Raw genomic sequence first — 26,586 nt, 5'->3', positions numbered from 1 at the left:
TCAAAAACCTATTTTCTTTGCATGGATACAATACGCTCTCCATCAGATACAATAAAGTATTTGCAGGTGTTAATTTAACTCCTGCAAATCCAATAAGTTCTTCTTTTATACCACTCTTCTTTAGTCAAAAAAATCATCACACGCCAATGGCCCACTAAATTCGAGTAAGGCCTGAGGCATTTGAACTTGCTCCTTCAACTGTCCAAATTGATACAGATAGAAGTTGACATCTGCCTGCATGGATTTCATATAACTCTGCTCACCACCAAAAATAATTACAGAGGGAAACTCCAGTGGATAAAAGCTGGCAATTTCTGCCTTTGCTTCGACAACTAACTTGTATGAAATTTTGTTAAGTTCAACTTGTAGATAACCAGAACAAGCATCTGCTTCCCGCTTAACAGAGAAACCATTAAAAGCCGGTAAAAAAATCAGGTCATACTCTTCAGAAACATATCGCCCCGCCCACATTTCAATCTCTGAGTCACCCAGTTTAGCTCCGGTAATCATATAGTAGAGGTCATCTGTTAGCCCCATTGAATAGATCATACCGGCACTGGATTCTTTGTCATACCAGCCCTTATCCAATTGCGCATAGCCAGCACCGGCTAGAGACATAGAACCATCAAAATAACTGTAATTGACTGGGGTACCGACCGTATATAGGAACCACTTTCCTCCTACCCCAGGTATCTCAGGAATAAATCCAAAAGGGGTTTGACCGGGGTTTAACCCATGCCAGTAATGGTGGTGTTCACCAGCCCACTCCATATTAAACAGGAAATCTGGGTGTAAGATCTGTACACCCTGCTCATCGGCCACAACTACTCCCGGGACTTCATAATAGAACTCATCAATACCTTCAGGGTGCTTCAAAATCACTTCATCAAAAAAGAGATCATACTTCGTGGTAGCTCCGGTCTCTGAAGAAAAAGCTAAATGGATATAGGCTTTAGGCTTGGCAACTGCAAAGTCAGGTGCAATATAGGTTTGTAAGCTAACTTTGAAATATCCCACATCGGGAATTGCAATGTTATAGAACCATTGCTCAGCCCAGGTTTCATCAGAGCTAGGCTCATGTGCACTTAAGTCACTTAGAGTGGTAGCACCAACAAATATGGGAGATATCATTAATCCGATTACAATCAGTATTCTTTTTATCATAAAATACATTGAATAATCCTCTTTTATTCTTCACTAGTTACATTACGACAACAACGTTTAAGCTGGACATTAATCCAAAGCCGAATTGCCAGCCACAAGATACTAGCCGTACAGTGCAAAATTATTTTTTCATTTCTTATGGATATTAATTATTTGCGATCTATTCTACAAAGATAATCAAATACATTTATTTTAATTTTTTGGTCAATCAACCTTCCACTCAATAAAAGTGGATAGTCATAAAAGCAGCGTGATATTCCTCTTTAATCGCGAATAAACACCTAAACTGTTGGATAAAATTCCCTCCTCTCGGCGCTTTAATTAACATGAATAAGAATATTCCTTCCAAGTTGCCAATATTGATTGGTGGTGAGTGGATTCAGTCCAAAAGTACTGAGCGGCTGGATGTAACCAACCCCGCTACCGGCGATGTTATTACACAGGCACCATTGTCTACCCCGACTGAACTGGAAAATGCAGTAATTTCCGCCAAAGAAACATTTGACCAATGGCGAAATACGCCGGTTACCGCAAGGGCACGGATTATGTTGAGGTATCAGGCGCTTCTGAAAGAAAATCAGGAGCTGCTGGCTGAAATCCTCAGCGAGGAAACAGGTAAAACTTTTGAGGATGCCAAAGGGGACGTCTGGCGCGGTATTGAGGTTGTTGAGCATGCAGCCAATATCGCTTCACTAATGATGGGTGAAACCGTAGAGAATGTTGCCAACACCATCGACTGTTACTCCTATCTACAACCTATTGGAGTTTGTGCGGGGATCACACCATTTAATTTCCCCGCAATGATTCCACTGTGGATGTTTCCAATGGCGATTGCCTGTGGGAATACTTTTATTCTGAAACCTTCTGAACAGGACCCTGTCACGCCTTGCAAACTGGCCGAATTATTTGCTGAAGCTGGGGCTCCTGCAGGTGTTTTACAGGTAGTACATGGCGGCAGGGAACAGGTGGATTTTCTTCTAACGCATCCCGGCATTCAGGCCATTTCATTCGTTGGTTCAGTCCCCGTGGGGCGGCATATTTACCAGACGGGTACCCAGCACCTAAAACGAGTTCAAGCTTTTGCCGGTGCCAAAAACCATATGGTCGTGATGCCCGATGCCAATAAGGCTGCGGCTATTAATAATATTGTTGGATCATCCATCGGAGCTGCCGGGCAACGCTGCATGGCGATTTCCGTCGCTGTACTTGTTGGGGAGACACAACAATGGGTAGACGACATTAAAGACGCTATGTCAGCTATCAAGCCCGGTCATTGGAAGGATACGCAAGCGGGCTTCGGTCCACTAATATCACCCGCTGCTCGTGCGAGGGTGCTTGGGTATATTGCCCAGGGCAAAAAGGAAGGCGCCCGCTGTGTATTAGATGGCTCTGAAATTACTGTCGAAGGGTTTCCCAATGGGAACTGGGTTGGTCCCACCCTATTTGCCGATGTTACCTCGGACATGTCGATCTATACCGACGAGATTTTTGGTCCCGTGCTTTGCCTGGTAAATGTCGACTCCCTGGAAGAAGCAATCCAATTAATCAATAACTGCCCCTATGGCAATGGCACCTCAATATTTACCGCTAGTGGCGCCGCCGCACGTAAGTTCCAACACGAAATATTAGTGGGGCAAGTCGGTATTAATGTGCCTATTCCAGTGCCATTACCTTTCTTTAGCTTTACCGGCTGGCGAGCGTCTTTTTATGGCGATCAACACGCTTATGGAAAACAAGCTGTACGGTTTTATACCGAAACCAAAACTGTTACGGCACGCTGGTTTGACAGTGATATAGAGCATGCAGAGCACACCAACTTAACCATACAGCTCAAATAATGTTAACCGGAGAGCAGCATGACTAAAACAGTCGCATTTTTAGGGTTGGGCCATATGGGACTTCCTATGGCCACCAACCTGGTCAAGGCGGGCTTTGAAGTTAAAGGGTTTGACCCGGTCACTGAAATACTGGATACCGCTGTAGAAAGCGGTATCAAAAAGTGTTCCTCTCCCCAAGAGTCCGTCGAGGAAGCAGATTTTGTGGTAAGCATGCTGCCTAATAGCGCGGCGGTTGAGTGCCTGTATATTGATACCGACAAACTACTCGACAGTATTTCTCGCGACTGTTTGATTATCGATTGCTCCACTATTTCTTCCAACAGTTCTAAGCGCCTTATTCGTGAAGCCAGAATCAAAGGCCTGCAAGCCATTGAAGCCCCAGTATCCGGGGGAGTGGCGGGTGCTAGCAAAGGAACTCTAAGTTTTATGTGTGGGGGAGAGGCCGGTGATGTCGACAGGGCCCGGGAAGTTCTAGAGCCAATGGGTAGCAATATTTTCTATGCCGGAGCAGCGGGATCTGGCCAAACAGCAAAGATTTGTAACAATATGCTGCTGGCTATTCATATGATTGGTACCGCTGAAGCCCTACAAATGGGGGTAGATAATGGACTCGACCCCAATGTGCTCTCCGACATTATGTTAAAGAGTTCAGGAGCCAACTGGTCCCTACAAAATTACAATCCCTATCCCGGAGTAATGCCCGAAGTTCCAGCGAGTAAAAACTATAGCGGTGGTTTTATGGTAAGACTTATGTGTAAGGACCTGGGATTGGCTCAGGAAGCCGCCACTCAGAGTAAGAGCTATACGCCTCTCGGCTCAATGGCGCGCAATCTCTATGGAATTCTCAATTTGCGCGGAGGTAGTGATTTGGACTTCTCATCTATTCAAAAGCTATTTCAAGAAGTGGATTAGCCGCGTAGCAGGCTGGGTATCCACAACCCCAGCCGCAGCTCCACTTCTCTCCAGCACCAGTTACTGGCTATGGTTGCATGACTTTACCGAGAATTCGGATTTCACGCACTTGATCCCACTCTATAGCAAAGTAGAACTTTTGTTTGCGTCCAGCATTACTGGGAATCGTGAGTTCTTCAGGGTTTCCTTTGCCCCTAAACAAGTTGGTTGCATAGCCATCCTGGTCAATAAGGATCACTGCCTCGGAGCTATCCAGGTCGATTAACCGCACGGGGAAGTCATTTTGATTTTTAAAACCAACTTCAACATAGCAACCACTCTCTGCATGGGCGGTCACTGCGATGACGTCGGTTTCCAGATACTTATTGAGATCTTCCAGCGTATTGATAAGTACAGCACCATCAGTACTCTGCCCTGTTTTACGTCCATCAACCACACCTTCACTGGCACCATCCATCAGGTTTTTACCAAAGCTGACGATGTTAGACATCACTGATTTTGCCGTTTCCGCTACGCCACTCTCTTGCTCATCTGTATTTTGCTGTGCAAACGCAGAGGAACATAAAATCAGGCCGGCAATTAAAATCGTTCTTCGCACTGATATCTCCATATCCTTTACTATCCATTCCAGCCTAAGCCAGCTCCAGTTAGCTGGCTTAAGTTGGGAATATTAGCAAAAGAAATATTGCTTGGAAAAACGATTAGTGTTTGCGCGGTACAAAATCAGAATTACTGTCCCTGCCCTGTTGCTGCAATTTGAACCTCTCGAATATTTACATGCTGGGGCTGGGAGTACATGAACATTGCTGTGCGAGCAATATCCTCTGCATTAATTGCACCACCAATGGATTCTTTCCATTGTTGATAGGCCTCAATAATTTCTGCTGAGGTAGTGTGGCTTAGCAGCTCTGTTTCCACCGCGCCGGGGCATATGGTCATTACACGTACCCCGGTAGGCGCCACTTCCTCGCGCACGGTTTCACCAATAGCAGAGACAGCATATTTGGTACCACAGTACGCAGCATGATTGATAAATGTTTTTACTCCAGCAATAGAACTGATATTGATAATGGTCCCGGAATGGCGAGTTTTCATATCCTCCAAAACTGCCTGCATACCGTTAAGCAAGGCCAATACATTCACATCGAACATTTTCCGCCACTCATCGGGGTTCTGGGTTTCAATATTGCCCAGTAACATTTTGCCGGCATTGTTAATCAGACAGTCAACCGGACCAAACTGAGTCTCAGCCTCACGAATTGCCTCGCGCAAGGCTGCCATATCAGTCACATCCACTTTCCTGCAAAGAGTATTTGGCAGATTTAAAGCTTCCAGTTTGTCCACACGCCTTGCCAACAATAATAGAGGATGCCCGGCAGCAGACATATGTTGGGCAATGGCAGCACCAATACCTGAACTGGCTCCAGTAATAACAACGAGTGGTTTGGACATGGGCTCTCTCTCCTTCAATGAGTTATCCCGGCGGATAGTTTTGTTTAAGTAGACCCAGTATAGGAATTCCGACTAATATGATTAGCCCAACCAATCGGAAAACATTGTTTGGTTTTTATGAACAATATCTCATGGCGCGCTATTCGTGCATTTATTCAGGTCGCCGATGCCGGAAGCTTCACCGCTGCAGCGCGGGACAGCGGCTTTTCCAAGGCCAATTTGAGCCAACTGGTCACAGAGCTGGAAACAACCCTGGATATACAGCTTCTCTACCGCACGACAAGACAACTGCGTCTTACCGAGATTGGTGAGGGTTACTATTTGCGTTGCAAGCAAGCGATGCAGCAGTTGGATTCAGCCGCCGAGTGGGCCAGTGAATCAAAGGGAGGACTGGAGGGAAACATCCGCATCAACGCTGTTGGTGGCGTTATCGGGGAGAGCTTGATTGCTCCACTGGTGATCAAGTTTCAGCAGGCCAATCCAGGAGTTAGAGTTCATCTGGACTTTTCCAGCACCCGAGTAGACTTGATTCAAGACCAGTACGATTTGGTTATTCGTATGGGTAGTTTGCCGGACTCCTCACTGATCGTGCGTAAACTTCACACTATCAAAACCCGATACGTTGCCAGCCCAAAGTTCCTTCAAGAATATGGGCCAATAGAAAAACCTGCTGACTTAGTATCTGTACCGCTAATTTCTGGCAGTGTGGATCAATGGCTGCTGACACGAGGTAAGAACCAACAGGTTTTGCAAGTTGAAAATAGCACTAAATTGATTAGCGGAAGGGTAATGCACCGCGCTGCAATTGAGGGACTTGGAATTACTCGGCTGGCAGATATCTATGTCCAGGCAGATATTTCCAGTGGACGCCTGGTTGAAATTCTGCCCGGCTGGTCTGAGTCTACCGAGCTCTCCATGGTATGCCCGCCCCTACGCCACCAATTATTAAGGGTGCGCAATTTGATGCAGTGGCTAAAGGAGGGTTTTGCGGATATTTATTTACAGGCTTTAGCCGTTAGCCCTATTGAATAATAGTATCTCAAATAGACATGAACAATTTGTCTATGTGACTAGCTTTTTCTGATTACAGTCAAAGTTCACCTTCTGATTTTTTTATTGCCTGTAATTCCACCGGTGACAAGGCCTTGTAGCCACGCAAATAGGGCCAGCCATACCCCCAGCGAAATGGGGTGGGTAAAAAAGGCGTACCGCCAACCCGAACTCCAAGTAACATCATTAGTGCAACTTCTTCTTCCCCGGTTCCAGCTACACAGACTTCCAGATCTTTATCCGCCTGCTCCCGTTCATCGTATGTGCCCCCTTTCCAGTAGGCATAATCATGGGCAATACAGCAGTCGAGCCACAACTCCTGTTGATCAAAAGTTCCATCGGGAAATGCGCTACAACCATCAGTAGTAAATGGTTCTATTTCCTGCGCAAAGGCTTCCAAACTCAATAAGGAAATGAACAATAACCAGCGGCACATCAGTTCTACTCACACACTCGAAAAAAGTAAATCGGCTCGAACACTGGAATATAACCCCACCTCTTCGATAAACCACTAAAAATTGAGTTTGAGCCCACTTGCCATTAGTGTCTATTGGACACATAATATTTCAAGACCTATTATTCAAGCCCTGGAGAGACCGGGGTTTATTCACAGCAAGGAGCTTGCTGCTATGGCCCAGCACTACGATTTTGCCGTTTTCATCGGTCGATTCCAGCCATTCCATTCCGGACATCTAAAAGTAGTCCAGTGCGGATTAGCTCAGGCCCAGCACCTGATTATCCTGATTGGCTCCGCCAACCAGCCCCGCAATCCTCGCAACCCCTGGACTCATCGCGAGCGGGAACAATTTATCAGGAAAAGCTTAAGCCAGAGTGACAACAAGCGCCTGACCTGCCTACCTTTAATGGATGTGCCTTACAATGATGAACTGTGGGTACGCAATGTACAAAACTCAGTTAACGGCATAGTGACTGCTCATCACAGCATTCCCCACAAGCCACCCCAAATTGCATTAATCGGGCACCAGAAAGACCAGAGCGGTTTTTACCTCAACCTCTTCCCCCAGTGGGAATCCCTTGGGGTGGAGAATCACAACGAAATCAGTGCAACCCCCTTTAGGGAGGCACTATTTACCGACAGCGCCGATAGCTTGTTGAATTCACTCGGCCAGGAAATGCAATTGCCAGAGGGCACTGTTGGCGCTTTAAGAGAGTTTGTGGAGACCAACCCAGCCTACGGCGAGATGCGCGAAGAAATGGCATTTATCCAGCGCTACAGATCCTCCTGGGCCACCGCTCCCTATCCGCCAACTCACGTTACTGTCGATGCTGTAGTGGTCCAATCTGGCCATATCCTGCTGATAGAGCGACGAGCTTTTCCCGGGCGGGGTTTATGGGCGCTGCCCGGTGGTTTTGTCGACCCTGGTGAGCGACTGATCGATGCTTGCCTGCGAGAATTGCGAGAGGAAACACGCCTTAAAGTCCCGACACCAGTGTTGAAAGGATCTATACGCCGGCAGGATGTATTCGATGAACCCTATCGCTCGGCTCGTGGAAGGACCATCACGCACGCCTATTACATAGAACTGGCTCCCAGCCAACAGCTTCCCAAGGTAAAGGGCGGTGACGACGCTCGCCATGCCCGCTGGGTTCCCCTCGCTGATCTGGACCCTCAGCAGCTATTTGAAGACCACTATTTCATCATTCAATCCCTGATTGGCGGCGCCTAAAGCTGGTAGGAGGTGGCCAATTGCCACCTCTTGCACATTCAACAACTCGCATTACCCCACCAATACCCAAAAAAAAACACGCCGACACTTGACAGTTTAGTATCCAAAAGACACTATTAGCTCCATTAGTGTCCTTTAGACAATAATTAGCAAGACCCGCACTGGAGAGACCGGTGCTAACAACTACTCACGGAGGATTTCCGCGATGAACCAGTACAACCCAATCCTGAATGTCGACAGCTATAAAACCAGCCACTACCTTCAGTACCCAGAGGGAACCCAGTATGTCAGCAGCTATATCGAGAGCCGGGGCGGCCAGTTCAAAGAGGCTGTTTTCTTTGGCCTACAGGCATTTATCAAGCAGTACCTGACTACGCCGATCAACGCAGAGCACATCGAAGAGGCAGAGGAGCTCTGTCTGGCCCATGGCCTGCCATTTAATCGCAAGGGATGGGAATACGTTCTCCAGGAGCATCAGGGTTACCTGCCCATTGAGATTCAAGCAGTTCCCGAGGGCAGCGTTATCCCGACTAGGAATGTCTTAGCCCAAGTAGTCAATACAGACCCTAAGTGCTTCTGGCTAACCAGCTATATCGAAACCGCCCTGCTGCGCGCAATTTGGTACCCCACCACAGTTGCCACCCAAAGCCGGGAAGCCAAAAAGGTCATTCAACGATATTTACTGGAAACTGCTGAGGGTCTCGACTCACTGCCCTTCAAGCTACATGACTTTGGCGCACGCGGCGCTAGCAGCGAAGAGACTGCTGCGATTGGGGGCCTGGCCCATCTGGTAAATTTCCAAGGCACAGATACCATTGCCGCCGTACTCGCCGGCCGCCGCTACTACGCAGCCCCAATGGCCGGATTTTCAATACCCGCCGCAGAGCACAGCACCATGACCAGTTGGGGGCGCGAGCAGGAAGCTAAAGCCTATGAAAATATGCTGACGCAATTCAGCGGTGACAATCGTCTGGTCGCCGTAGTGAGTGACAGCTACGATCTTTGGAGTGCTATCGAGAATATTTGGGGCGGTGAATTAAAAGAGAGGGTAGAAAATAATGGCGGCACCCTGGTAATTCGCCCGGATAGTGGCGATCCCGTTGATATAGTCACTCAGACTATTGAGCGCTTGATGAGAATATTCGGAGCGACCATTAATAGTAAAGGTTTCCGAGTACTTCCTGACTTTATTCGGGTGATCCAGGGTGACGGGATTTCTCTACACACCATTGAGGGTATCCTCAGCGCAATGAAGGCCAGAAAACAGAGCGCTGAAAATATTAGCTTCGGTATGGGAGGTGAGCTTTTACAAAAAGTTAACCGAGATACCATGAGATTCGCCATGAAAGCCAGTGCGGTTCGAGTCGATGGCCTATGGCGGGATGTTTACAAAGACCCCGCCACCGATAGCGGTAAGCGCTCCAAGAGAGGGCGCTTGGCATTAATAAATCATCCCGGCGGAACGCCCTACACTATTCATGAGCAAGATATTGGTAGCCGTAATAATCTGCTGGAAACCGTCTACCGCAACGGGAAATTACTTATAGAACAAGACCTGGAAACTATTCGGAAACGGGCAGTTATTGTTGAGGGTAGAGATATATTGGCTGTTGCCAGTTAATATTAACTAATCAGTAATCTTTTAGGGAGCGTTGATGTTATTGGAAATTGCAGTTGGAGATGCCTACGGAGCCGGATTTGAGTTTTGTAGCCGTGAGATTATTAACAATAACAATCATGCTAACGGGTATATCTCTCATCCCCTTGGCATCAAACCCGGTTGTTATACCGACGATACTCAGATGAGCTTGGCTATTGCTGAGCTCCTTCTTGAGAATTCGAATCCCCAAGAGTCGGACTTTGCACAAGCTTTTATCCACGCTTATAAGCGTGATCCTCGCCTTGGATATGCATCAGGCTTTCAAAGCCTTCTCGATAGCTGTGAAACTGGAAAGGATCTAACTCGCAAGATAAGGCCTCACAGCAAACGTAACGGTGCAGCAATGCGCTCAGTACCCCTTGGGCTTATTCCCGATATTGATCAACTACTAACAGTGGCTAAATGCCAAGCTAGCGTTACGCACAATACCGAAGAGGGGATCTTATCTGCTCAAGCAGTTGCCCTAATGGCACATCTATTAATCTACCAAAAATCAACTCTAATTGAGTTGCCCAAGCTTATTGAGAAAAAGCTCAACCTAAAATTAATAGGAAGCTGGTCTGGCAAGGTCAACTGTGATGCCTTAGAAACCTTGGCTGCGGTAAATATAGCACTACAAAGTAATCGAGACTTCCTTGGACTATTGAAGACCTGTATAGATTTTGGTGGTGATACTGATAGTGTCGCCGCAATTGCCTGCGGGCTTGCAGCACTTACCAGAGAGTACGATTTGGAACTTCCTTTCAGTTTACTCTCTGGCCTGGAAAATAGTACTTATGGATACCAATACTTGATTGAGCTAGATAAAAAATTAGTTAACAATTTTTTATCTTAAGAAGCGAAACTATTTTTCAGTTAAAGCTCTAAATTTCTTATAAATTTATGATCAGCGGAGCTTTCACTCAAACGATAGAGCGCTGCAGGCCGACCTTTTTCAGAACGTTTTTCACCAGTATCTACTAACAAATTTGCCTGCTCAATTCGCCTGCGAAATGATTTTTTCTGTATTGGTTTACCAATTATTGCCTCATGTACATGCTGCAACTCTGGCAAGGTAAAAGTTTCCGGTAATGCAAATGCAGGCACAATAGTATAGAGCGCTTTTTGAACCAAACGCTCATGGGCACGACTAATAATTTCCTGATGATCAAAAGCCAGAGATAATTGAGATATCTGAGAGTAAGGCAACCAGTCCACACTCGATACGGTATCGATTGCACTTGCACAGCGCTGGTGGGCAATCAAGGCAGTATAGGCAACCGATATCGACCATCCGCGCTTGTCTCGGCTAGATCCACCAAAGGTATAAAGCTGCTCTAAATAGGGCGGTATAACTGATGTCTTTTCTTTTAGCTTTCGGTTAACCGCCGCCTCCAGACTATTATCTTCGGTTTCAGAGACAAATCCTCCAGGCAAAGCCCACTTTCCTTTCTCTGGGTGAGCCGAGCGCTTAACCAATAACACCTTGAGAAAGCCTTCGTGATAGGTAAATAGAACTGCATCCACAGTAACTAAAGGAGCGTCAAAGTTACGCTTCTCATAGCGAGCTATATAGTCTTTTTCATTCATAGGGAGAGACAAGTATCATTTAGACACTTAGTGTAACTCGAAGGTATTGGTGGGATAAAGTTATTTACTTTCAGATAATTCTGAGCCGTCAATTTCCTCTTGTAGCTTTTCCAAGTCGTCCAGAATTCTCAGGAATTTCTGTCCAAATTCTGTAACGTTATATTCCACACGGGGAGGAATCTCTGCATAGCTGATCCGCTCCAGTATCCCGAACTCCATATTTCTACGTAAACATTCATTCAGGACCTTGGTAGTCAAACCCTCAACGCTGCGAACCATTTCCCCCGGTCGATTTACCCCTCTAGCCAGAAGCTGATAGACAGTAAGGGACCATTTACAGCCATAGATAGTCTCAACCATTCTGGCACTTCTCTTGGGCGGGCGCTTTCGCGTGAGCATATTTTTCTCTGATTTCATCAATACTTACCAAAAAGTAACTAGTACACCATTTTGTGCTTACTTTTCAACCTGTCCGGTTATTTTCTAAACTCCACTCACGTAATGAGCATATCTCAGTGAGGAAATAATATGAGTGACTCCACTAAAAGACCAGATTCTGCTGAACAAAAAGAAGTTGCCTTAATCGTTGGTGGTTCCAGTGGTATGGGGCTCGCCATTGCAAACCTGCTGGTGAAACAGGGAATTCACACAGTTATTATTGGCAATAATCTCAACAAACTTGAAAGAGCCCACAACGAATTAACTCAGATGGGCTCTGCAGAAGCACTTCAGGCAGACCTCTATCAACAGGCTGATATCAGCAATATTATCGAATATATAAAATCCAGCAATCATCATTTTAAATACCTGGTAAACGCCGCTGGATATTTTAATCCTACTGCATTTCTTGAACATACTCGGGAAGACTACGACACTTATCTCGACCTCAACCGTGCCACCTTCTTTATTAGCCAGGCCGTAACAAGAAACATGGTAGACAACGGCGGAGGGAGTGTAGTGAATATTGGCTCCATGTGGGCCAAGCAATCCGTAAAGGCGACACCCTCCTCTGCCTATTCAATGGCCAAAGCCGGTTTACATTCGCTCACCCAACATATGGCGATGGAGCTGGCCGATCACAATATTCGGGTTAATGCAGTATCCCCTGCGGTGGTTAAGACGCCTATTTATGAATCCTTTATCGATCCAGGGGAAATAGACCAAGTACTTGCCTCCTTCGATAGCTTTCACCCTATTGGCAGAGTTGGTACCCCCAAGGACATCGCTGATGTCGTAGACTTTCTTTTAAGCGACAAAGCAAGTTGGGTAACTGGAGCCATTTGGGACGCTGATGGCGGGGTAATTGCTGGGAGAAACTAGAATACCAAAAAGCCCGGATAGAAGTATTTTATTCGGGCTCAATTTCGAGAAATTCCTGCACTGCAACTCCTGCTAAAGAAATTTTATTTTAATATCCAGAGTAAACCATCAAAACCGCCTAGAGTTGACAATTAACTTCTAGCACATCACCAATCGTTTATGTATTAATATACTACTAACGGTAAGAAATTTAATAGCATCAACGACATTCTGGTCTGCCTGCGAGTGCCCCTCATCTTTTTCAAAAAATCTAATGAGCTTTTTTTGATCTAGAAATGGCATATCTAGAGTCTCACGGCTATGGACAATATCCTTCATATACTCATGAAGTTTCTTGTTTTTCTTATCTGTAAGAGGCGGAGTCCATAGCGGTTGTTTTTGCTTCTTGTAGGCCCTGTCTGTTAACACCGACTTCATAGCCTCTCGCAATACATATTTCTCAGTTAATCCTCGAATTTTATATTTTTCTGGCAATACTGATAGATAGTCTACTAAGTGGTGGTCAAGAAATGGTTGGCGACCTTCAATCGAGTGAGCCATTTCTGTTCTATCACCCATCATTGTTAAGACAAAATGAGGAAACATAGACTTAGTAAAGGTATACAAGCTTTTAGATAAAACAGGTCTATTTTTTAATACAGACATGCCACCTAAATTTTCCATGAGAGTATCTGCAATCTGATTATTCTTTATATAATCAGCATAATCTTTACAAAATAATGGAAATATTTTTATACCCATATCCATAAAACTCTGCATCCAATTTGGAAAGAAGTCAAGGGCAGACTTCACTACCCTTGACTGATGCAGTCTCGCAGAGGACATAAAAACTCCATCAGAAACAGGGTCACCAATCTCCAAATCCTGTAGAATTAATTCTTTTTCTTCCTGGGGAAGATCTTCTAAGTAATTCTCGATAAAGTCTTGCCTAAACCAACCGTAACCAGCAAAAACCTCATCAGCCCCATCCCCAGTTATTACGACTTTATACCCTCGATCTCGGACAGCCCGACTAAGCACATATTTAGTAATAGCGTTCCCATTGAAGAACATTTTTTCACCGATGTAGGCCGTTTCTTCAAAACAGGAAACCAATATATCGCCATTAATTTCAACTGGATGATAATTACTCCCCGCATATTCGGTCATGGACCTGGCATCGGATGATTCATCATAAGTCGGGTGGTCAAAAGACAAGGTGAATGCATCTATCGGCTTGTCAAGCATGCTCTGAGCAATTCCTAAAACAGAGGATGCATCTAATCCTCCACTCAAGTAGCAAGCAACTGGTACATCAGCTTTGAGTCTTAACCTAATCGCCTCAGTAAACCTTTGTCGCACTTCGCTTATAACTTCTTCTTCTCTAAACTGAGTCTTTCTTTGCTCAACAATAGTAGGGAAATAGAGATCCCAATAAAGATGGGTCGAAAATTGTAAGTCATCCAAATAGGCAATACCGTAATGACCAGGAGGCAATTCAAAAATATTACTAAATGAGCTAGATGCAGGAGCATGCAAGAAACTAATTTCCTGCCAGTAAGTATGCGGGTTCCACTCTACCGGCAAGCCAAGGGCTTTTAAGGCCTTAACCTCTGATGAAAAACTCAAACATCCATCTGCCCAGTAATAAAAAAGAGGTTTTATTCCAAACCTGTCTCGAGCAGAAAATATTAGTTTCTTCCCTCTATCGTAAAGTACGAAAGAAAACTCTCCTCGAAGATAGTCCAGGCAATAAACACCATACTCTTGATATAGAGCAATCAGAATTTCACTATCCGACTGCATGAGAAAACTATATCCTCGTCGAATAAGATCATTTTTTATTTTCACATAATAATAAAACTCACCATTAACAATACAAATTATTTCCCCGTCACTGCTCAACAGAGGCTGCTGACCACCCTCTAAGTCAATAATACTGAGCCTTTTATGCGCCAGCCAGGCTCGGCCATCTCCTGATGACCAGAATCCCTCACCGTCTGGTCCTCGATGGGAAAGGGTCTGTAGTGCACGAGAGATCTGTTCCCGGTTATACTTAACAGCGTTAGAGAATACCCCTAGCAGCCCACACATTTGACTGCCTCCCCAGTATCGATAAAAGGATTGTCTCAGGTTAGCAAAAAGGAACTTCGCGCCATTCTCACGAAAAAGAGGACAAATGACTCTGCATTAAGGAATTGTATTAAATAAAGATATGAGGTTGATATTCAGGGCCGAATTTACACTTCACTAGACGAGCTTGACCAGCTGAACTAACAAGTTCATTTGGATTTACATAGCCATAAAACACTGGAGCCATATATTCAGATCGAAGCTCCCATACCCTTTCAAAATGGGTCGCCGATAAATATACAGTGCATTCTTGAGTTCCAGATTGTTAAATTCAGAATTTTCACTTTACATAGAAACCGGACCTTTAAACACTCTAGAAACAAATTTAAACATTTTCGCGGGAATATTCATAGAATATTCCTCACATCCGAACTCCAACATTTAACTTAATGTACCCCATCAAACTTATGGCATATATATTACAGCGAGCAAGTGTATTTTTACTTTCCTTGCTTTTCGGTTTATCTGGCATCAAACCAAAAATAAGCTTCTATGGAAACTTTTAAAAACTCGCAAAACTATTGAGCAGAGTAGCTCTCTTGTAGATACCCTACTACCAGAACTTGGTTACAAGCTCAGACTTCAAGAGAGCTATAAATTTAAAAAATCGTATTTTCTTTCACTATCCAGCTAAGCTTTAGCTAGAACTCTAGATATATTGCTGCTCTAGGAAAATCTTTTGATTTACCTGAGCAGCCTAAAATCTATGCTTAGAATAAAGATCTCTCAAATTTACATTGTACGTATTCCGCTCGATTTAGATTGACGATAAAAATACCATTTAAACTCAAGCAACTAAATTTATACGTAAATACAAATTATACAGCCCAATTAATAAATATAGACCGCCCCTGAATTTTCAGCTTCATTGCTCTCAGGGTTTGCGAACAAACCGCTATCCGCTCCATCTTCAGTGTTCGCCCCTACTGCTAAACTAGCTCCATCTCCACTTAGCGCAACAGAGCCACCAAAATGGTCTCTCGAGTCTGTGTTGCTCGCTTTAATATAAGCTTCACTAGACCAGTCTACGCCATTAAATATATAGGTATAAACTGCTCCTGCTCTAGTTGAAGATTCGTCTGTACTATCTCCGAACAATCCTTGGCTATAGCTTTTCTCTCCCCATGCTCCCACGGCGATAGAACTGCCATCATCACTCAGGTTTACCGCCTCTCCAAAATAAGCCGATACATGAGGATTGGAAGCTTTCAAATTGGCAGTTTGCTCCCAAGCGTTTTCTTTTCGAGAAAAAATGTAGACAGCGCCACTGTTAGATTCACTTTGTAATGGGGCGCCAACTGCTAGTGTTTGCCCATTACCACTTAAATTGAGCGCAAGTCCAAACCAATCATCAGCGACAGGATTACTAGCCGATATCTTGCTATCTTCCACCCAGAATTCACCATCCAACTGGTATAGATAAACGGAACCTGCCCCTGCATTGTCAGCATAAGCCCCAACTGCGAATGAAGCCCCGGCATCATCAAGGCTTATCGAAGAACCAAAACCTAACCCCTCAGAACTATCAGCAGCCTTAATGTAGGCATACTGTGACCAACTTCCCTCCTCATTACGGAACACATATACCGCTCCAGAATCTTCAATAGAATCGCCATCAAGACCACCGTCTTCACTGGGTGCGGTTACTGCTAAAGTAGAACCATTCCCACTAAGGCTAAGGGCATAGCCAAATAGGTCATTATTTCCTTGATTGTCTGCTTGAAGTCGGGCGCTATGGACCCAACCTTCATTACTTCGGGAAAAAATATGAACAGCGCCCGCAGAAAAATTATCATTTTCCCCGTTCTCCTTGAATGCCCCTACTGCAAGCGTATAACCATCATCGCTAAGACTCAATGCAGTTCCAAACTCTGCAGCTTCTTGAGGATCTGGAGACTTAAGATAGGCTTGCTGTGTCCATTCGCCATCTTCCCGACTAAAAATATAAACTGCACCTGAATCAGGTGTCAGGTTATCCTCTTGGTCACCACCGCTATCTTCGCGAGGAGCACCTACTGCAAGCAGGTTGCCATCATCGCTAATTGCTAGATCCCAACCAAACTGATCGTCAGCATCCGTATTACTGGGTTTAAAATAACCGATACTGCCTATCACATCCTGATCAATTGCTATTGCATCAGAATCGATACATCTCTGATCATCGCAGGTTTGCAATAAGTATTGGGCATTAAGCTTTTTGAATAAAGGCACCACTAATTCAATGCGCTCTTCTTTTGGCGCAATGGGATTTCCAATAGGTTCAAACCCAGAGTGCCCATCAGCATTTTCGAATAACTGATAATAAGTTGCCCCAGAAACATCGCTCCAGCGAAAGGTTAGCGTTTTAGGTTTTTCATAATGGACCGCCATCGTAGCAGCTGTAAGCTCGCCACCTGTGTCTGGATCATCTCCCCCGCTCGAAGATCCACTACAACCTGAAAGATATGCACTGAACATCAAGATTGCTAGGTTAATATTAAATTTCACTATATGCTTTCCTTATAGGTCATCGTATCATTTTTCAAAACTCTCTTATCATTAGCTCTTAATTAGATATAATTTTTATTGCCAACACGAAAATACAGACTATTCTCGCATCGTCTTAGCACTAAAATATCTCCAACAAGAACCACTGCGAGAAGTAAAATTAGAATAAACTTCGAATATACTCGTAAATAAACAACCCCTTTTATAGATTTAGGTTTGATTCTCTTTTAGAGCCTTGACAGGATTAAAGGCTCAGACTGTTTTATTAATTTTCCAGTTAATACTTAGAAATTCACTTCTTGAACTCACAATAGCTAATATGAAATTTAAGGCTGAAATAACCAGTATGAAAAAACATATAAAGCAAACACTCAGGCGAGCAGACATTATTATATATTTTTTATATATTCAGCAGCCGGCAGTAATAACCACTAAACAAGGTGCAAAAAACTTATCAACGTCTACACAATTTATCTTTTATCATTAGGTTTGCGCCAATTATCCTGCACACCAAATGGGGCAACCGACCAATACAAAATCAATAGCAACACCTATAAACATAAGTTATTAATTTAACCTATAAACTATCACCCTTCACATTACAGCCGAGACTTTATAAGGCACTCATAATGAAACTGCTATCTAAACATTCTGATACTTTTAAGCAGCCTACAAGATTCAACTGACAGAGTGAACTTTTTTTAATAAATATATTTTTACCCTCCAAATTAGAACAATAGGCCCAACTAAAAGTCTTTAATGGCTAGACATCTGTCCGAACTTGAGGGTACGTTTTCATAAAGAAATGTGACTAAAAATTTCTTAGCAAACAAAAATACGAATAGCTTTTAGAAATTTCAAACCAGATATCCCACATGATTACACAAAATAAATCGATGAAGAGATGACAGCTTAACAATTTTCGGGCGTCAAAATTAAGAAGTGTGAGTTTCTGTCCATTTAGATAATAGAGTAATACTTTTATCGTATCTCATAATTTTTATACATGAAAGCAGTTTAAAAATGTGTGGCAGTCATTTCTTGCAAAAAAAATCTGTGAGTATTCCAATATTTATTTGGAGCTCAAGCTATTAGATACTCAACTACTCTTCCAGCTCGCTCTGCACGTATTTTTCGAATCCACAGCCTCATCCTGGGTTTACTAACTCCCATGGCCTCGCAATATTCATTCATTATATATTTTTGGTTGACTATCGGTTGTACAAGCTCCTGTTGGCACTTGGAGAGAGAAAACACCTCTTTCACAACTTGATCTTATTGAGTGTAATGCTACCAGCAGCCAAATTTAATATGACTACTCCTATTACAACAGCTAGATAAATTACTGCCCTATTAAGGCATGATTTAATATTAACCTTTGGAATCACTCCTATTACTAATTGAATTTGGTAAAACCAAATCTACTGGCTTTCTTGAATTAACATAATCACGGAATTCAGGAGCCACATATTCAGAACGCAACTCCCATATCCTTTTAAAAGGTGCCATTGATAAGTATGCTGTATATTGACGAGTCATTGAGTCCCAAATAGTAAAATCCAACCTGTTTGCCTTATATTGGAAATAGGCCTCTTCCCAGATTTTAAAAAAACGATATACAAAACCAATGATCCTCAAAGTATCGGCACTCGACAAAGAATCAAAATCCTTCATCGCCTTCGCAAAGATGTCTGCCATTGGTCCGTCACAAATTGCTGCCACAGCTTCTCGATGAGCAATGGATATCTCATGCATAGACGCAATCTTCGATTCTTTATTCTGAACTCTTATTAAAGCGGCAAGATAGACTAAAGATGCGACAACCGCAAAGGCACCAACAAGCTCACCAACGGCACTTAATGTATCCCACAACATACTCAAAATTTAATCTCGTCAAGCAGGAATTAATTATATAACTTTTGATGCTGTCGCTTTAGACTTTCAAAATACCCAACACTGCTAGCCTTACTGTTGAGACATTATATAGGCACTTGTCACATAGTGCTTATTTCATCTTTAAAAAATTTAGACTATAGGTAATTAGAAAATGACAAAATAGTAAACCCAATAGAATGGATTGATTTGTGCACTTCTTTTTTATCGAAAATATCACATAGATGCTAAGGCTATATATTTTCGTATCAATGAAATTGTCTGTTTTAAATAAGTATAATGCTAAAACAAGAAATTTAAACTAAAGGAATTAAATAATATCCAGCTGAATTAGCATCCATTAAGTTGAATAACTGATACAATTTCTGAAAGAGAGATAGAGGCCCTCAAAAAGAAGAGCGCTCCATATTAATCATATGCACTGATCTGTTGCCTTAGTACACTAAGGCAACACCAGTATCTATGTTAGAAAGCTAAGAGCTTAACCCACTTCGGCCAGATTTCCTTTACTTTCCAGCCATTGCTTGCGGTCGCCAGCGCGCTTCTTAGCCAGGAGCATATCCAAAAGCTGATTGCTATCATCGCCTGAATCGATATAAAGCTGTACCAGACGACGAGTATTGGGGTCCATCGTAGTTTCACGCAATTGCATAGGATTCATTTCTCCCAATCCCTTAAATCGGGTTACCTGAATCTTGCCCTTTTTCTTTTCCGCACTGATACGATCGAGAATGCCCTGTTTCTCAGATTCATCCAGTGCATAGTAAACGTCTTTACCGATATCAATTCGGAACAGTGGTGGCATTGCCACATAGACATGACCGTTAGTGACCAACGGCCGGAAATGACGCAAGAAAAGCGCGCATAACAGCGTGGCAATGTGCAGGCCGTCCGAGTCGGCATCGGCGAGGATACAGATTTTGTTGTAACGCAAGCCTTCCAGGTTATCGCTGCCCGGGTCCACGCCGAGGGCTACAGCAATATCATGTACCTCCTGGCTAGCGAGAATTTCCCCTGAGTCAACTTCCCACGTATTCAGGATTTTACCGCGCAAGGGCATGATAGCCTGGAACTCCCGGTCTCGCGCCTGCTTGGCGGAGCCACCGGCTGAATCTCCCTCCACCAGAAAGAGTTCGGAGCGCGTGGTATCTCCACTGGAGCAGTCTGCCAGTTTGCCTGGCAAGGCCGGTCCCTGAGTAACTTTTTTACGTGCAACTTTTTTCGCGGAGCGCATGCGCTTCTGTGCATTGCCAATACACAGTTCCGCCAGTTTATCGCCCTCTTCCGTATGCTGATTCAGCCACAAACTAAATGCATCTTTAGCGACACCGGAAATAAATGCGGTCGCTTCACGGGAGGAAAGTCTTTCTTTTGTCTGGCCCGAGAATTGGGGATCAGCCAGTTTGGCAGAGAGAACGTAAGAACACTGGCTCCAAATATCTTCTGGTCCCAATTTAATTCCGCGCGGTAGCAGATTGCGGATTTCACAGTATTCGCGCATTGCTTCCAGCAGGCCAGCCCGCAAACCATTGACATGGGTACCGCCCTGGGCGGTGGGAATCAAGTTTACGTAGGACTCAGCGGTGACCTCTCCGCCCTCTGGCAACCATTGAACCGCCCAGTCTGCCGCCTCAGTAGTAGCTGCAAAACTGCCTACAAATGGCTCTGCTGGCAGTACTTCCCAACCCTGATTTGCAGCGGCCAAATAGTCCTTGAGGCCATCTTCGTAATACCACTCATCGGACTCGCCATCCTGCTCATTGATAAACGTAACCGTGAGACCCGGGCAGAGCACCGCCTTGGCACGCAGAAGGTGTCGCAGGCGCACCACTGAAAATTTGGCGGAATCAAAATATTGGGGATCTGGTAAGAAGCGAACACTGGTGCCTGTTGTGCGCTTGCCGCACTCACCTACTACTTCCAGGTCGGAGGCCTTTTCACCATCCTTAAAGCCAATGCGATGAACCTTGCCATCTCGCTGGATAGTAACCTCCAGCACTTTTGAGAGGGCGTTAACCACCGAAACACCGACGCCGTGAAGGCCACCGGAGAATTGGTAATTATCATTGGAAAACTTACCGCCGGCATGCAGAGTGGAGAGGATAACCTCTACACCGGGCCGTCCCTGCTCGGGGTGGATATCGACAGGCATACCACGGCCGTTGTCGCTGACAGAAAGCGAGTGGTCCTTGTGTAACACCACTTCAATTTTCTTGGCATGTCCGGCGAGAGCTTCGTCGACACTGTTGTCGATTACCTCCTGAGCCAGGTGATTTGGGCGTGTGGTATCGGTATACATCCCGGGGCGCTTACGCACCGGATCTAGTCCCGTGAGTACCTCAATATCTTCGGCGGAATAATTAGCCATAATTCTTATTGATTACTGCTCGTTAAATAGAAATTCGGTGATAGGGTCGCAATAGCGTGCGAACTCCTGAAAACTATGATCGCCACCGTCTTCAATGGTCTGGCGTTGCCCTTGGTAGAAATCCTGCGCATCGCGATAATCCAGAACTTCATCCCCGCGCTGGGCGAGTAACCAGTAGCGACTCTGCAACGGCTTCTCCAATTCAGCCTGTACCCGCTGCATGGCATCTACATCAACCAGGGTAAGACGGAATTCCTCTTCTTCACCGCTATAGGGTTTTAAAACCTTCCCCACATAGGCTGGAATAAAGCGCGCGGGGCGCACTGCGGGATTTATCAGTACAGCGGGCAATCGGAAGCGCTCACCAAGGTAAGTGCACCAAAAGCCCCCCATAGAACTCCCCACCAATCCAATGGGTCCCCTATCGGGCTGCCTAAGGAGATCCTCCACAAGAGCCACCAACGATTTCTGCGCCTCCTCTGTATAGGGAGGCATCTGCGGTGCACAGAAGGTAACATGCGGGCATTGGGCCTGGAGCCGTTCCCGCATCAACTGGCATTTGAAGGACTGTGGTGATGAAAGGAAGCCGTGCAGATATATCAGCACCGGCCTTCCCTGAAGATCATTAGTTTGCATAGGCGGTGATTATAGCGCCCATATCGTCAATCGGGGGCGCTATGTAACCAGAAGCCTTAAACCGTATGGGAATCACAGCAATGTGCGATTCAAACTGGCAAAGGCCCGCCTCATATCTACACGCATATCAGACCAGAAAGTAACACTGGTAAAACGCTCCATGCGCCCACCCGGGCCATAGGCACCAAAGTTCTCACCGATATCGCGGCGATCCCGGAAGCGCATCACAGCATTGCCCTCCCGATCATAAAGGGTTCCAACCAGTACGCCATAGGCACTCTGCTCGGTGTAGACTCGCCAGGTCCAGGGAGAGGGGTCCAGCGGCGCAGCTACCGAAAATTTCTCCAGGGATAGGGACAATGTGTAATCTGCCTCTTCCTGCTCCTCTGCTACCACGCTGTTACGGGGTTCGAGAAACTTCTCTGCAAACGTTTTGACCAGCAGTGCATTCATCTGCTGCAGGTCCCTATCATCCAGCTCGTAATCTTTCTCTCTGTAGCGGGTACGCGGCAACGAAGAAAAGCGCTTGGTGTAATCAATTTGCACAGGGGCAATAAACACTTTGGAGCCGCTCATATCAAAAGCAAAAGCCGCGGCAACTTCATCCAGCGAGCTGGATCTGGGAACCAAACCTTGGCTATCCTCCTGTTCAGCTAACTTTGAGTCCCCCACCTTACTGGGATTATGAGCACAGGCACCGACTAATAACGCCAAGCCAATGAGCGGTAAAACAAATATTCTGTTCATTATTATTCCTCACTTCCCGATGTTATCCACTTAGCGGACGGAGTAGCTGCAAAATACGCATGAAATGAGGGGCAGTAGCGCAAATAAAACCCCAGTACCTATTAGCGTATTTTATCAACTGTCAAATACTACTATTGATTCTGGTATGCCCCATTAAACAAATATCATCAATGATCATAAGTCTGGGGAAATTTCATTGTACGGTCAGAAGACAAAAAAGATAATGGTAAGTTCGTAAAGGGAGGCTTTACAAATAAAGGCGAGCTAGAAACTCTTAAATAACACGATAGAAATCCCATAAAGTGGGACTTCAAAAAAGCAGGCACTTCTCAAGGAGAAGTGACTCAGTAGCCGGAAGATGCAAAATCAACAGAGTATTTTGAAACCTCAACCCGTTCGACCCCGGTTTTATAGCTACCGTCATCATATAAATCAAACCAACGATATCCCGGCATCTCGTCGTCTACAGCAAAAGGCCCACTACCCGGAGTAAATTGTACAGATGTGGAAGGTGTCGCATGTAAGCCGACCCGACCCTCATGATTATCAAACTGCTGATGTACATGGCCCCACACGAGCGCTTTGACTTGGGGCGCTTTGGATACCATTTGCAAGAGTTGCTCACGTCCATCGCGCAGCATATGGCCATCAATCCACTTACTACCCACCTGTACCGGCTGGTGGTGCATCATGATCATTACCGGGTGTTCCCGGGTTTCCCAAAGCAGCAGCTGCAAACGCTCAAGCTGAGCTTCGCTGAGACCGCCGCATATCTGGTTTTCAACACTGGTATCGAGAAGCAAGAGGCGCCAATTTCCTAGGGCAACCACTTCTGTACAGCGTTGTGGGGCCAGCTGTTTCATACGAGAGCTTAAGTCGTGATTCCCCGGTAGCCAATACCAAGGCTTCTGCACCCTGCGCATTTTCTGAAGAAACCGGCGGTAAGAGGCCTCGGCCCCATTCGCGCTAATATCTCCTGTCGCCACCAGCAGTTGCGCTGCCTGCTGCCTGGAAACGATTGCGGACAGTACCTCATCCAAAGTATGACCGGTATCCAAACCCAGTAATTGATAATCCGGCCGGCTGCCGATGTGTGGGTCTGTTATTTGGATCAGACGATATGAATTGGTCTTATCGGACCTGCTAGGCTCATTGTGCTCGCGAATCACTTGCTCACCTTGTAATCACATCCATGTGTTCTACCGCAGAATTAAATTTTTCGGCCATCCAGCACTAATTGAAATTCTGCGCGACCATTTGCAAGACAGTACTCAAGCCACTCACCGAGAAAACGGTTGGCCTGAGGCCTCTCATCTGCGCGCTGCATACGGGAATTTGGGTAAGCGATATCCACTCCTTTACCACCTACCGGTCCACAGCCATTAACTGCTATCACCTCTGCCATCCGCGCATCGTGATAGAGACGAGCGGTCAGGTTGGGAGATGCCAGCCAGTGGCTTTCACTGAGATTTACCTCTGCGTCCAGTGACACTTCTGTGGTGTACCTGGATCTCGCTACCACTCTCAGCTTTAAGCTGCCACCAGGGATTTGATAGCACCATTGCTCTCTCTCTGAAAGCTCAGGCAGCAGCCTCAGTAGACGTAGGTAGTTAGCGTCGCAGTCGGCATGATAAGACGGTAAATCGACGCGATATACTGCTTTACCGTTGCCATTTGGCGACATTTTCATCTGCCTGCGCTGGCGCGCACCTACCTCACGTACTAGAGCCATTATCAACACTCCAATTCATTTGCCGCCGTGACTTACATCTCAGTTTACCTTTTATGCGGGTAAAGTAGCGCAAAGAGCTGTGACCGCTCAGGCGGGTGGCGTCATATGAGTAAACTGCTTCCGATTTAACTCTAGCCACTGCACCGAAATCAGTGTGGTGGCATTGTCTATCGGGTTTTCTCCCGGGCCGTAATTCCCCCGCATCGCATCTACGACGTTCTGCCTCGGGAATACCCGCAAACGGATATCCTCATTTTCCTCAGCCAAGCCGAATACGCCCTCGGCCTGCTCCAAATCTACCAGGGCACAATACAGATGTATCCGCTCCGAGCTGCCCCCTGGGCTGGGGATATAACTGTGGATAAAATGCAGGGCGTCCACAGTACATCCAGACTCTTCCAACACCTCTCTGCGCGCTACATCCTCCAGACTCTCCCCTTTCTCCACCATACCGGCTACCACTTCAAGACACCAAGGCCCTGCTGGGCGCCCCAGGGCACCAGTGCGGAATTGCTCGGTAAGTGCCAACAGGTCCCTGACAGGATCGTAAAGTAAGACTCCAACGGCCTCTCCGCGCTGAAACAGTTCCCGCTCTATTTCATTGCTCCAACCCCCGCGAAACAAGCGGTGGCGCAATCGCAGGCGCACCATAGTGAAAAATCCCTTAAACACGGTTTCCCTGGAAATTATGTCTACCGAATCAGCGGTGAACTCCGGGTTTAAATCAGTTCGACTGTTATCTTGTGGCATGGTTCGTCTTTCCCTAGGTTTCGGTTTTGCCGCGCTGCTTCCGCGACAAGACCGGGGTACCAGCTGTTATACTCTGCGCCCACCGTACCAGCCGCTGACTGCAGAGGCTATCCGGGTTTCCGTGTTGAATTTCGAGAGTACACAACATGAGAGTGCTGAATATCGCCTATCAGCAGCTACGGCGCTATGGCAAGACAAGGGTTAGCTGGGCACAAAAGCTCACCTTCGGCCTGATTAAAAATGACCACTACACCCAAGTGTTCAGCGACCGCGATATCGCCGCATTTGAGGCACCCTTTGGTATTCGCGACCTGGGTGTAAAAAAGGCGAACCGACGCTTGATGGAAACTGTCGAGGCCTTTGAGCCAGACCTGATCATCGCAGGCCACTGCGATATGATCACTAACGACACCCTGAAGGCCATTAAGCAACGCCTGCCCAATTGCTTTATCGCTCACTGCAATAATGATCCCCTCTTTGTTCCCAGCAATGTCGAGCGAATCAAATACCGCGCAGAAGTCGCCGATGCAGTTTTTGTATCCACCGGGCGAAGAGAACTGAAAATATTTGAGGGCTTTGGTGCTCGTGTTTATCACATGCCGAACCCAGTTGAACCCTCGATTGAAAACCTCAATAACGCTGAACGCACAGATTTAGCCATCGACCTGCTTTTCTGCAGTAACAGCAATAATTTCACCAAGCGTCTGCAAATGGTTAAAAACCTGAAAGATGCCTTGGGGGATTCGCTGAACTTTAAAACCTATGGCAGCTTCGGCGAGGCTCCCGTTTGGGGCCGCGACTACGACCACGCTCTATCTCAAACCAAAATGGGACTGAATTTCAATCGCCAAGATACCCATTACTGGTACTCCTCAGCACGCATGGCGCAGTTGGCGGGCAACGGTATTTTGCAGTTCACCAGTGATAAATTACATTTTGACGACTTGTTGCCTGCTGAGAGCGTCGTTTATTTCTCCGATGAGCAGGACCTATTAGAAAAAATCCGCGAATTTAACGGTGACGATGCCAAGCGACGCGCCTGGGCCGCACGGGCCAGGGAGTTTTTCCACAATGAAATGAACTCGAAGCTCTACGCTCAGTACATTGTCGAAGCCACAAGCTTACAGCCTTTTAGCCACGACTATGCTTGGGCTCAAGATATCAATCTGGATGGCACACTCAGGTAGTGTTACGCCCACTCTATTCGA

23 protein-coding genes are annotated in these 26,586 nt (G+C 45.7%); 8 read left to right on the top strand and 15 right to left on the bottom strand.

Translation table 11 applies throughout. The features are described 5' to 3' along the window. Positions 1-120: 120 nt before the first annotated feature. Positions 121-1,173, bottom strand: a complete 1,053-nt coding sequence (locus tag ACJJIN_RS20080) for a hypothetical protein (protein ID WP_444895926.1) — start codon at positions 1,171-1,173, stop codon at positions 121-123. Positions 1,174-1,490: 317 nt separating this feature from the next. On the opposite strand from ACJJIN_RS20080, the gene ACJJIN_RS20075 reads away from it, so the two are divergent. Both ACJJIN_RS20075 and mmsB read left to right on the top strand, forming a co-directional pair. Next, positions 1,491-3,002 (top strand): CoA-acylating methylmalonate-semialdehyde dehydrogenase, encoded by a 1,512-nt coding sequence (locus ACJJIN_RS20075; protein ID WP_444895925.1) that lies wholly within the window; start codon positions 1,491-1,493, stop codon positions 3,000-3,002. An 18-nt stretch (positions 3,003-3,020) separates the two neighbouring features. After that, a complete protein-coding gene (mmsB, locus tag ACJJIN_RS20070; protein ID WP_444895924.1) occupies positions 3,021-3,914 on the top strand; it encodes a 3-hydroxyisobutyrate dehydrogenase in 894 nt (297 codons plus the stop codon). Between the two features lie 67 nt (positions 3,915-3,981). Here the strand turns inward: mmsB and ACJJIN_RS20065 are convergent, their stop codons facing one another. Further along, entirely contained in the window at positions 3,982-4,512 is a 531-nt protein-coding gene (locus ACJJIN_RS20065) for a hypothetical protein (RefSeq protein ID WP_444895923.1), read from the bottom strand. 131 nt (positions 4,513-4,643) lie between these two features. After that, positions 4,644-5,366 (bottom strand): SDR family oxidoreductase, encoded by a 723-nt coding sequence (locus ACJJIN_RS20060; RefSeq protein WP_444895922.1) that lies wholly within the window; start codon positions 5,364-5,366, stop codon positions 4,644-4,646. 117 nt (positions 5,367-5,483) lie between these two features. Between ACJJIN_RS20060 and ACJJIN_RS20055 the strand changes: the two genes are divergently transcribed. Beyond that, on the top strand, positions 5,484-6,398 hold the full coding sequence (locus tag ACJJIN_RS20055) for a LysR family transcriptional regulator (protein ID WP_444895921.1): 915 nt from the start codon (positions 5,484-5,486) through the stop codon (positions 6,396-6,398). A 58-nt stretch (positions 6,399-6,456) separates the two neighbouring features. On the opposite strand, the gene ACJJIN_RS20050 is transcribed toward ACJJIN_RS20055, so the two are convergent. Beyond that, positions 6,457-6,852: a hypothetical protein gene (locus tag ACJJIN_RS20050; protein WP_108734714.1), complete on the bottom strand. Its 396-nt coding sequence runs from the start codon at positions 6,850-6,852 to the stop codon at positions 6,457-6,459. An 82-nt stretch (positions 6,853-6,934) separates the two neighbouring features. On the opposite strand from ACJJIN_RS20050, the gene ACJJIN_RS20045 reads away from it, so the two are divergent. From ACJJIN_RS20045 to ACJJIN_RS20035, 3 genes are all read left to right on the top strand, one after another. Then, positions 6,935-8,104, top strand: coding sequence for a bifunctional nicotinamide-nucleotide adenylyltransferase/Nudix hydroxylase (locus ACJJIN_RS20045; protein WP_444895920.1), 1,170 nt, complete (start codon positions 6,935-6,937; stop codon positions 8,102-8,104). Between the two features lie 205 nt (positions 8,105-8,309). Then, positions 8,310-9,725: a nicotinate phosphoribosyltransferase gene (locus tag ACJJIN_RS20040; RefSeq protein ID WP_444895919.1), complete on the top strand. Its 1,416-nt coding sequence runs from the start codon at positions 8,310-8,312 to the stop codon at positions 9,723-9,725. Between the two features lie 34 nt (positions 9,726-9,759). Next, entirely contained in the window at positions 9,760-10,599 is an 840-nt protein-coding gene (locus ACJJIN_RS20035) for an ADP-ribosylglycohydrolase family protein (protein ID WP_413663533.1), read from the top strand. A gap of 20 nt (positions 10,600-10,619) precedes the next feature. On the opposite strand, the gene ACJJIN_RS20030 is transcribed toward ACJJIN_RS20035, so the two are convergent. Next, positions 10,620-11,333, bottom strand: coding sequence for an NUDIX hydrolase (locus ACJJIN_RS20030; RefSeq protein ID WP_413663534.1), 714 nt, complete (start codon positions 11,331-11,333; stop codon positions 10,620-10,622). Positions 11,334-11,393: 60 nt separating this feature from the next. After that, entirely contained in the window at positions 11,394-11,750 is a 357-nt protein-coding gene (locus ACJJIN_RS20025) for a winged helix-turn-helix transcriptional regulator (RefSeq protein WP_282931026.1), read from the bottom strand. A gap of 111 nt (positions 11,751-11,861) precedes the next feature. Between ACJJIN_RS20025 and ACJJIN_RS20020 the strand changes: the two genes are divergently transcribed. Beyond that, the gene (locus tag ACJJIN_RS20020; RefSeq protein WP_444895918.1) at positions 11,862-12,653 is read left to right on the top strand and encodes an SDR family NAD(P)-dependent oxidoreductase; all 792 of its coding nucleotides are present in this window, start codon (positions 11,862-11,864) and stop codon (positions 12,651-12,653) included. Positions 12,654-12,791: 138 nt separating this feature from the next. On the opposite strand, the gene asnB is transcribed toward ACJJIN_RS20020, so the two are convergent. The 9 genes from asnB to ACJJIN_RS19975 all read right to left on the bottom strand — a co-directional run bounded on the left by asnB (position 12,792) and on the right by ACJJIN_RS19975 (position 25,378). Then, on the bottom strand, positions 12,792-14,726 hold the full coding sequence (asnB, locus tag ACJJIN_RS20015; protein ID WP_444895917.1) for an asparagine synthase (glutamine-hydrolyzing): 1,935 nt from the start codon (positions 14,724-14,726) through the stop codon (positions 12,792-12,794). 870 nt (positions 14,727-15,596) lie between these two features. Next, the gene (locus ACJJIN_RS20010) at positions 15,597-17,252 is read right to left on the bottom strand and encodes a histidine kinase (RefSeq protein ID WP_444895916.1); all 1,656 of its coding nucleotides are present in this window, start codon (positions 17,250-17,252) and stop codon (positions 15,597-15,599) included. Between the two features lie 1,371 nt (positions 17,253-18,623). After that, positions 18,624-19,133: a hypothetical protein gene (locus ACJJIN_RS20005; protein WP_444895915.1), complete on the bottom strand. Its 510-nt coding sequence runs from the start codon at positions 19,131-19,133 to the stop codon at positions 18,624-18,626. Positions 19,134-19,626: 493 nt separating this feature from the next. After that, a complete protein-coding gene (gene parE / locus ACJJIN_RS20000) occupies positions 19,627-21,513 on the bottom strand; it encodes a DNA topoisomerase IV subunit B (protein WP_444895914.1) in 1,887 nt (628 codons plus the stop codon). A 12-nt stretch (positions 21,514-21,525) separates the two neighbouring features. Then, the gene (locus ACJJIN_RS19995; RefSeq protein ID WP_444895913.1) at positions 21,526-22,119 is read right to left on the bottom strand and encodes a YqiA/YcfP family alpha/beta fold hydrolase; all 594 of its coding nucleotides are present in this window, start codon (positions 22,117-22,119) and stop codon (positions 21,526-21,528) included. Positions 22,120-22,221: 102 nt separating this feature from the next. Then, the gene (locus ACJJIN_RS19990) at positions 22,222-22,896 is read right to left on the bottom strand and encodes a hypothetical protein (protein ID WP_444895912.1); all 675 of its coding nucleotides are present in this window, start codon (positions 22,894-22,896) and stop codon (positions 22,222-22,224) included. 344 nt (positions 22,897-23,240) lie between these two features. Next, positions 23,241-24,065 (bottom strand): 3',5'-cyclic-AMP phosphodiesterase, encoded by an 825-nt coding sequence (gene cpdA / locus ACJJIN_RS19985; protein WP_444892187.1) that lies wholly within the window; start codon positions 24,063-24,065, stop codon positions 23,241-23,243. A gap of 41 nt (positions 24,066-24,106) precedes the next feature. Continuing rightward, positions 24,107-24,628, bottom strand: coding sequence for a DUF1249 domain-containing protein (locus ACJJIN_RS19980; RefSeq protein ID WP_413663544.1), 522 nt, complete (start codon positions 24,626-24,628; stop codon positions 24,107-24,109). Positions 24,629-24,715: 87 nt separating this feature from the next. Then, the gene (locus tag ACJJIN_RS19975) at positions 24,716-25,378 is read right to left on the bottom strand and encodes an NUDIX domain-containing protein (protein WP_444895911.1); all 663 of its coding nucleotides are present in this window, start codon (positions 25,376-25,378) and stop codon (positions 24,716-24,718) included. A gap of 146 nt (positions 25,379-25,524) precedes the next feature. On the opposite strand from ACJJIN_RS19975, the gene ACJJIN_RS19970 reads away from it, so the two are divergent. Then, complete coding sequence (locus ACJJIN_RS19970) at positions 25,525-26,565, top strand: glycosyltransferase family protein (protein WP_444892190.1); 1,041 nt, start codon at positions 25,525-25,527, stop codon at positions 26,563-26,565. Positions 26,566-26,586: the final 21 nt, after the last annotated feature.

The organism is Microbulbifer maximicatervae (SeqCode) (genome assembly GCF_052467505.1).
Note: the sequence above shows the minus strand (reverse complement) of the source record. Positions and strands in the feature narration are given on the sequence as shown.

Excerpts from the sequence above, each read along its gene's own strand:
- ACJJIN_RS20060 (WP_444895922.1), bottom strand. The coding sequence starts at position 5,366 with ATGTCCAAACCACTCGTTGTTATTACTGGAGCCAGTTCAGGTATTGGT.
- ACJJIN_RS20030 (WP_413663534.1), bottom strand. The coding sequence starts at position 11,333 with ATGAATGAAAAAGACTATATAGCTCGCTATGAGAAGCGTAACTTTGAC.
- parE (WP_444895914.1), bottom strand. The coding sequence starts at position 21,513 with ATGGCTAATTATTCCGCCGAAGATATTGAGGTACTCACGGGACTAGAT.
- mmsB (WP_444895924.1), top strand. The coding sequence starts at position 3,021 with ATGACTAAAACAGTCGCATTTTTAGGGTTGGGCCATATGGGACTTCCT.
- ACJJIN_RS20020 (WP_444895918.1), top strand. The coding sequence starts at position 11,862 with ATGAGTGACTCCACTAAAAGACCAGATTCTGCTGAACAAAAAGAAGTT.
- asnB (WP_444895917.1), bottom strand. The coding sequence starts at position 14,726 with ATGTGTGGGCTGCTAGGGGTATTCTCTAACGCTGTTAAGTATAACCGG.
- ACJJIN_RS19980 (WP_413663544.1), bottom strand. The coding sequence starts at position 24,628 with ATGGCTCTAGTACGTGAGGTAGGTGCGCGCCAGCGCAGGCAGATGAAA.
- ACJJIN_RS19990 (WP_444895912.1), bottom strand. The coding sequence starts at position 22,896 with ATGAACAGAATATTTGTTTTACCGCTCATTGGCTTGGCGTTATTAGTC.
- ACJJIN_RS20080 (WP_444895926.1), bottom strand. The coding sequence starts at position 1,173 with ATGTATTTTATGATAAAAAGAATACTGATTGTAATCGGATTAATGATA.
- ACJJIN_RS20055 (WP_444895921.1), top strand. The coding sequence starts at position 5,484 with ATGAACAATATCTCATGGCGCGCTATTCGTGCATTTATTCAGGTCGCC.
- ACJJIN_RS19970 (WP_444892190.1), top strand. The coding sequence starts at position 25,525 with ATGAGAGTGCTGAATATCGCCTATCAGCAGCTACGGCGCTATGGCAAG.
- ACJJIN_RS20025 (WP_282931026.1), bottom strand. The coding sequence starts at position 11,750 with ATGAAATCAGAGAAAAATATGCTCACGCGAAAGCGCCCGCCCAAGAGA.
- ACJJIN_RS20075 (WP_444895925.1), top strand. The coding sequence starts at position 1,491 with ATGAATAAGAATATTCCTTCCAAGTTGCCAATATTGATTGGTGGTGAG.
- ACJJIN_RS20050 (WP_108734714.1), bottom strand. The coding sequence starts at position 6,852 with ATGTGCCGCTGGTTATTGTTCATTTCCTTATTGAGTTTGGAAGCCTTT.
- ACJJIN_RS20035 (WP_413663533.1), top strand. The coding sequence starts at position 9,760 with ATGTTATTGGAAATTGCAGTTGGAGATGCCTACGGAGCCGGATTTGAG.
- ACJJIN_RS20040 (WP_444895919.1), top strand. The coding sequence starts at position 8,310 with ATGAACCAGTACAACCCAATCCTGAATGTCGACAGCTATAAAACCAGC.
- ACJJIN_RS19975 (WP_444895911.1), bottom strand. The coding sequence starts at position 25,378 with ATGCCACAAGATAACAGTCGAACTGATTTAAACCCGGAGTTCACCGCT.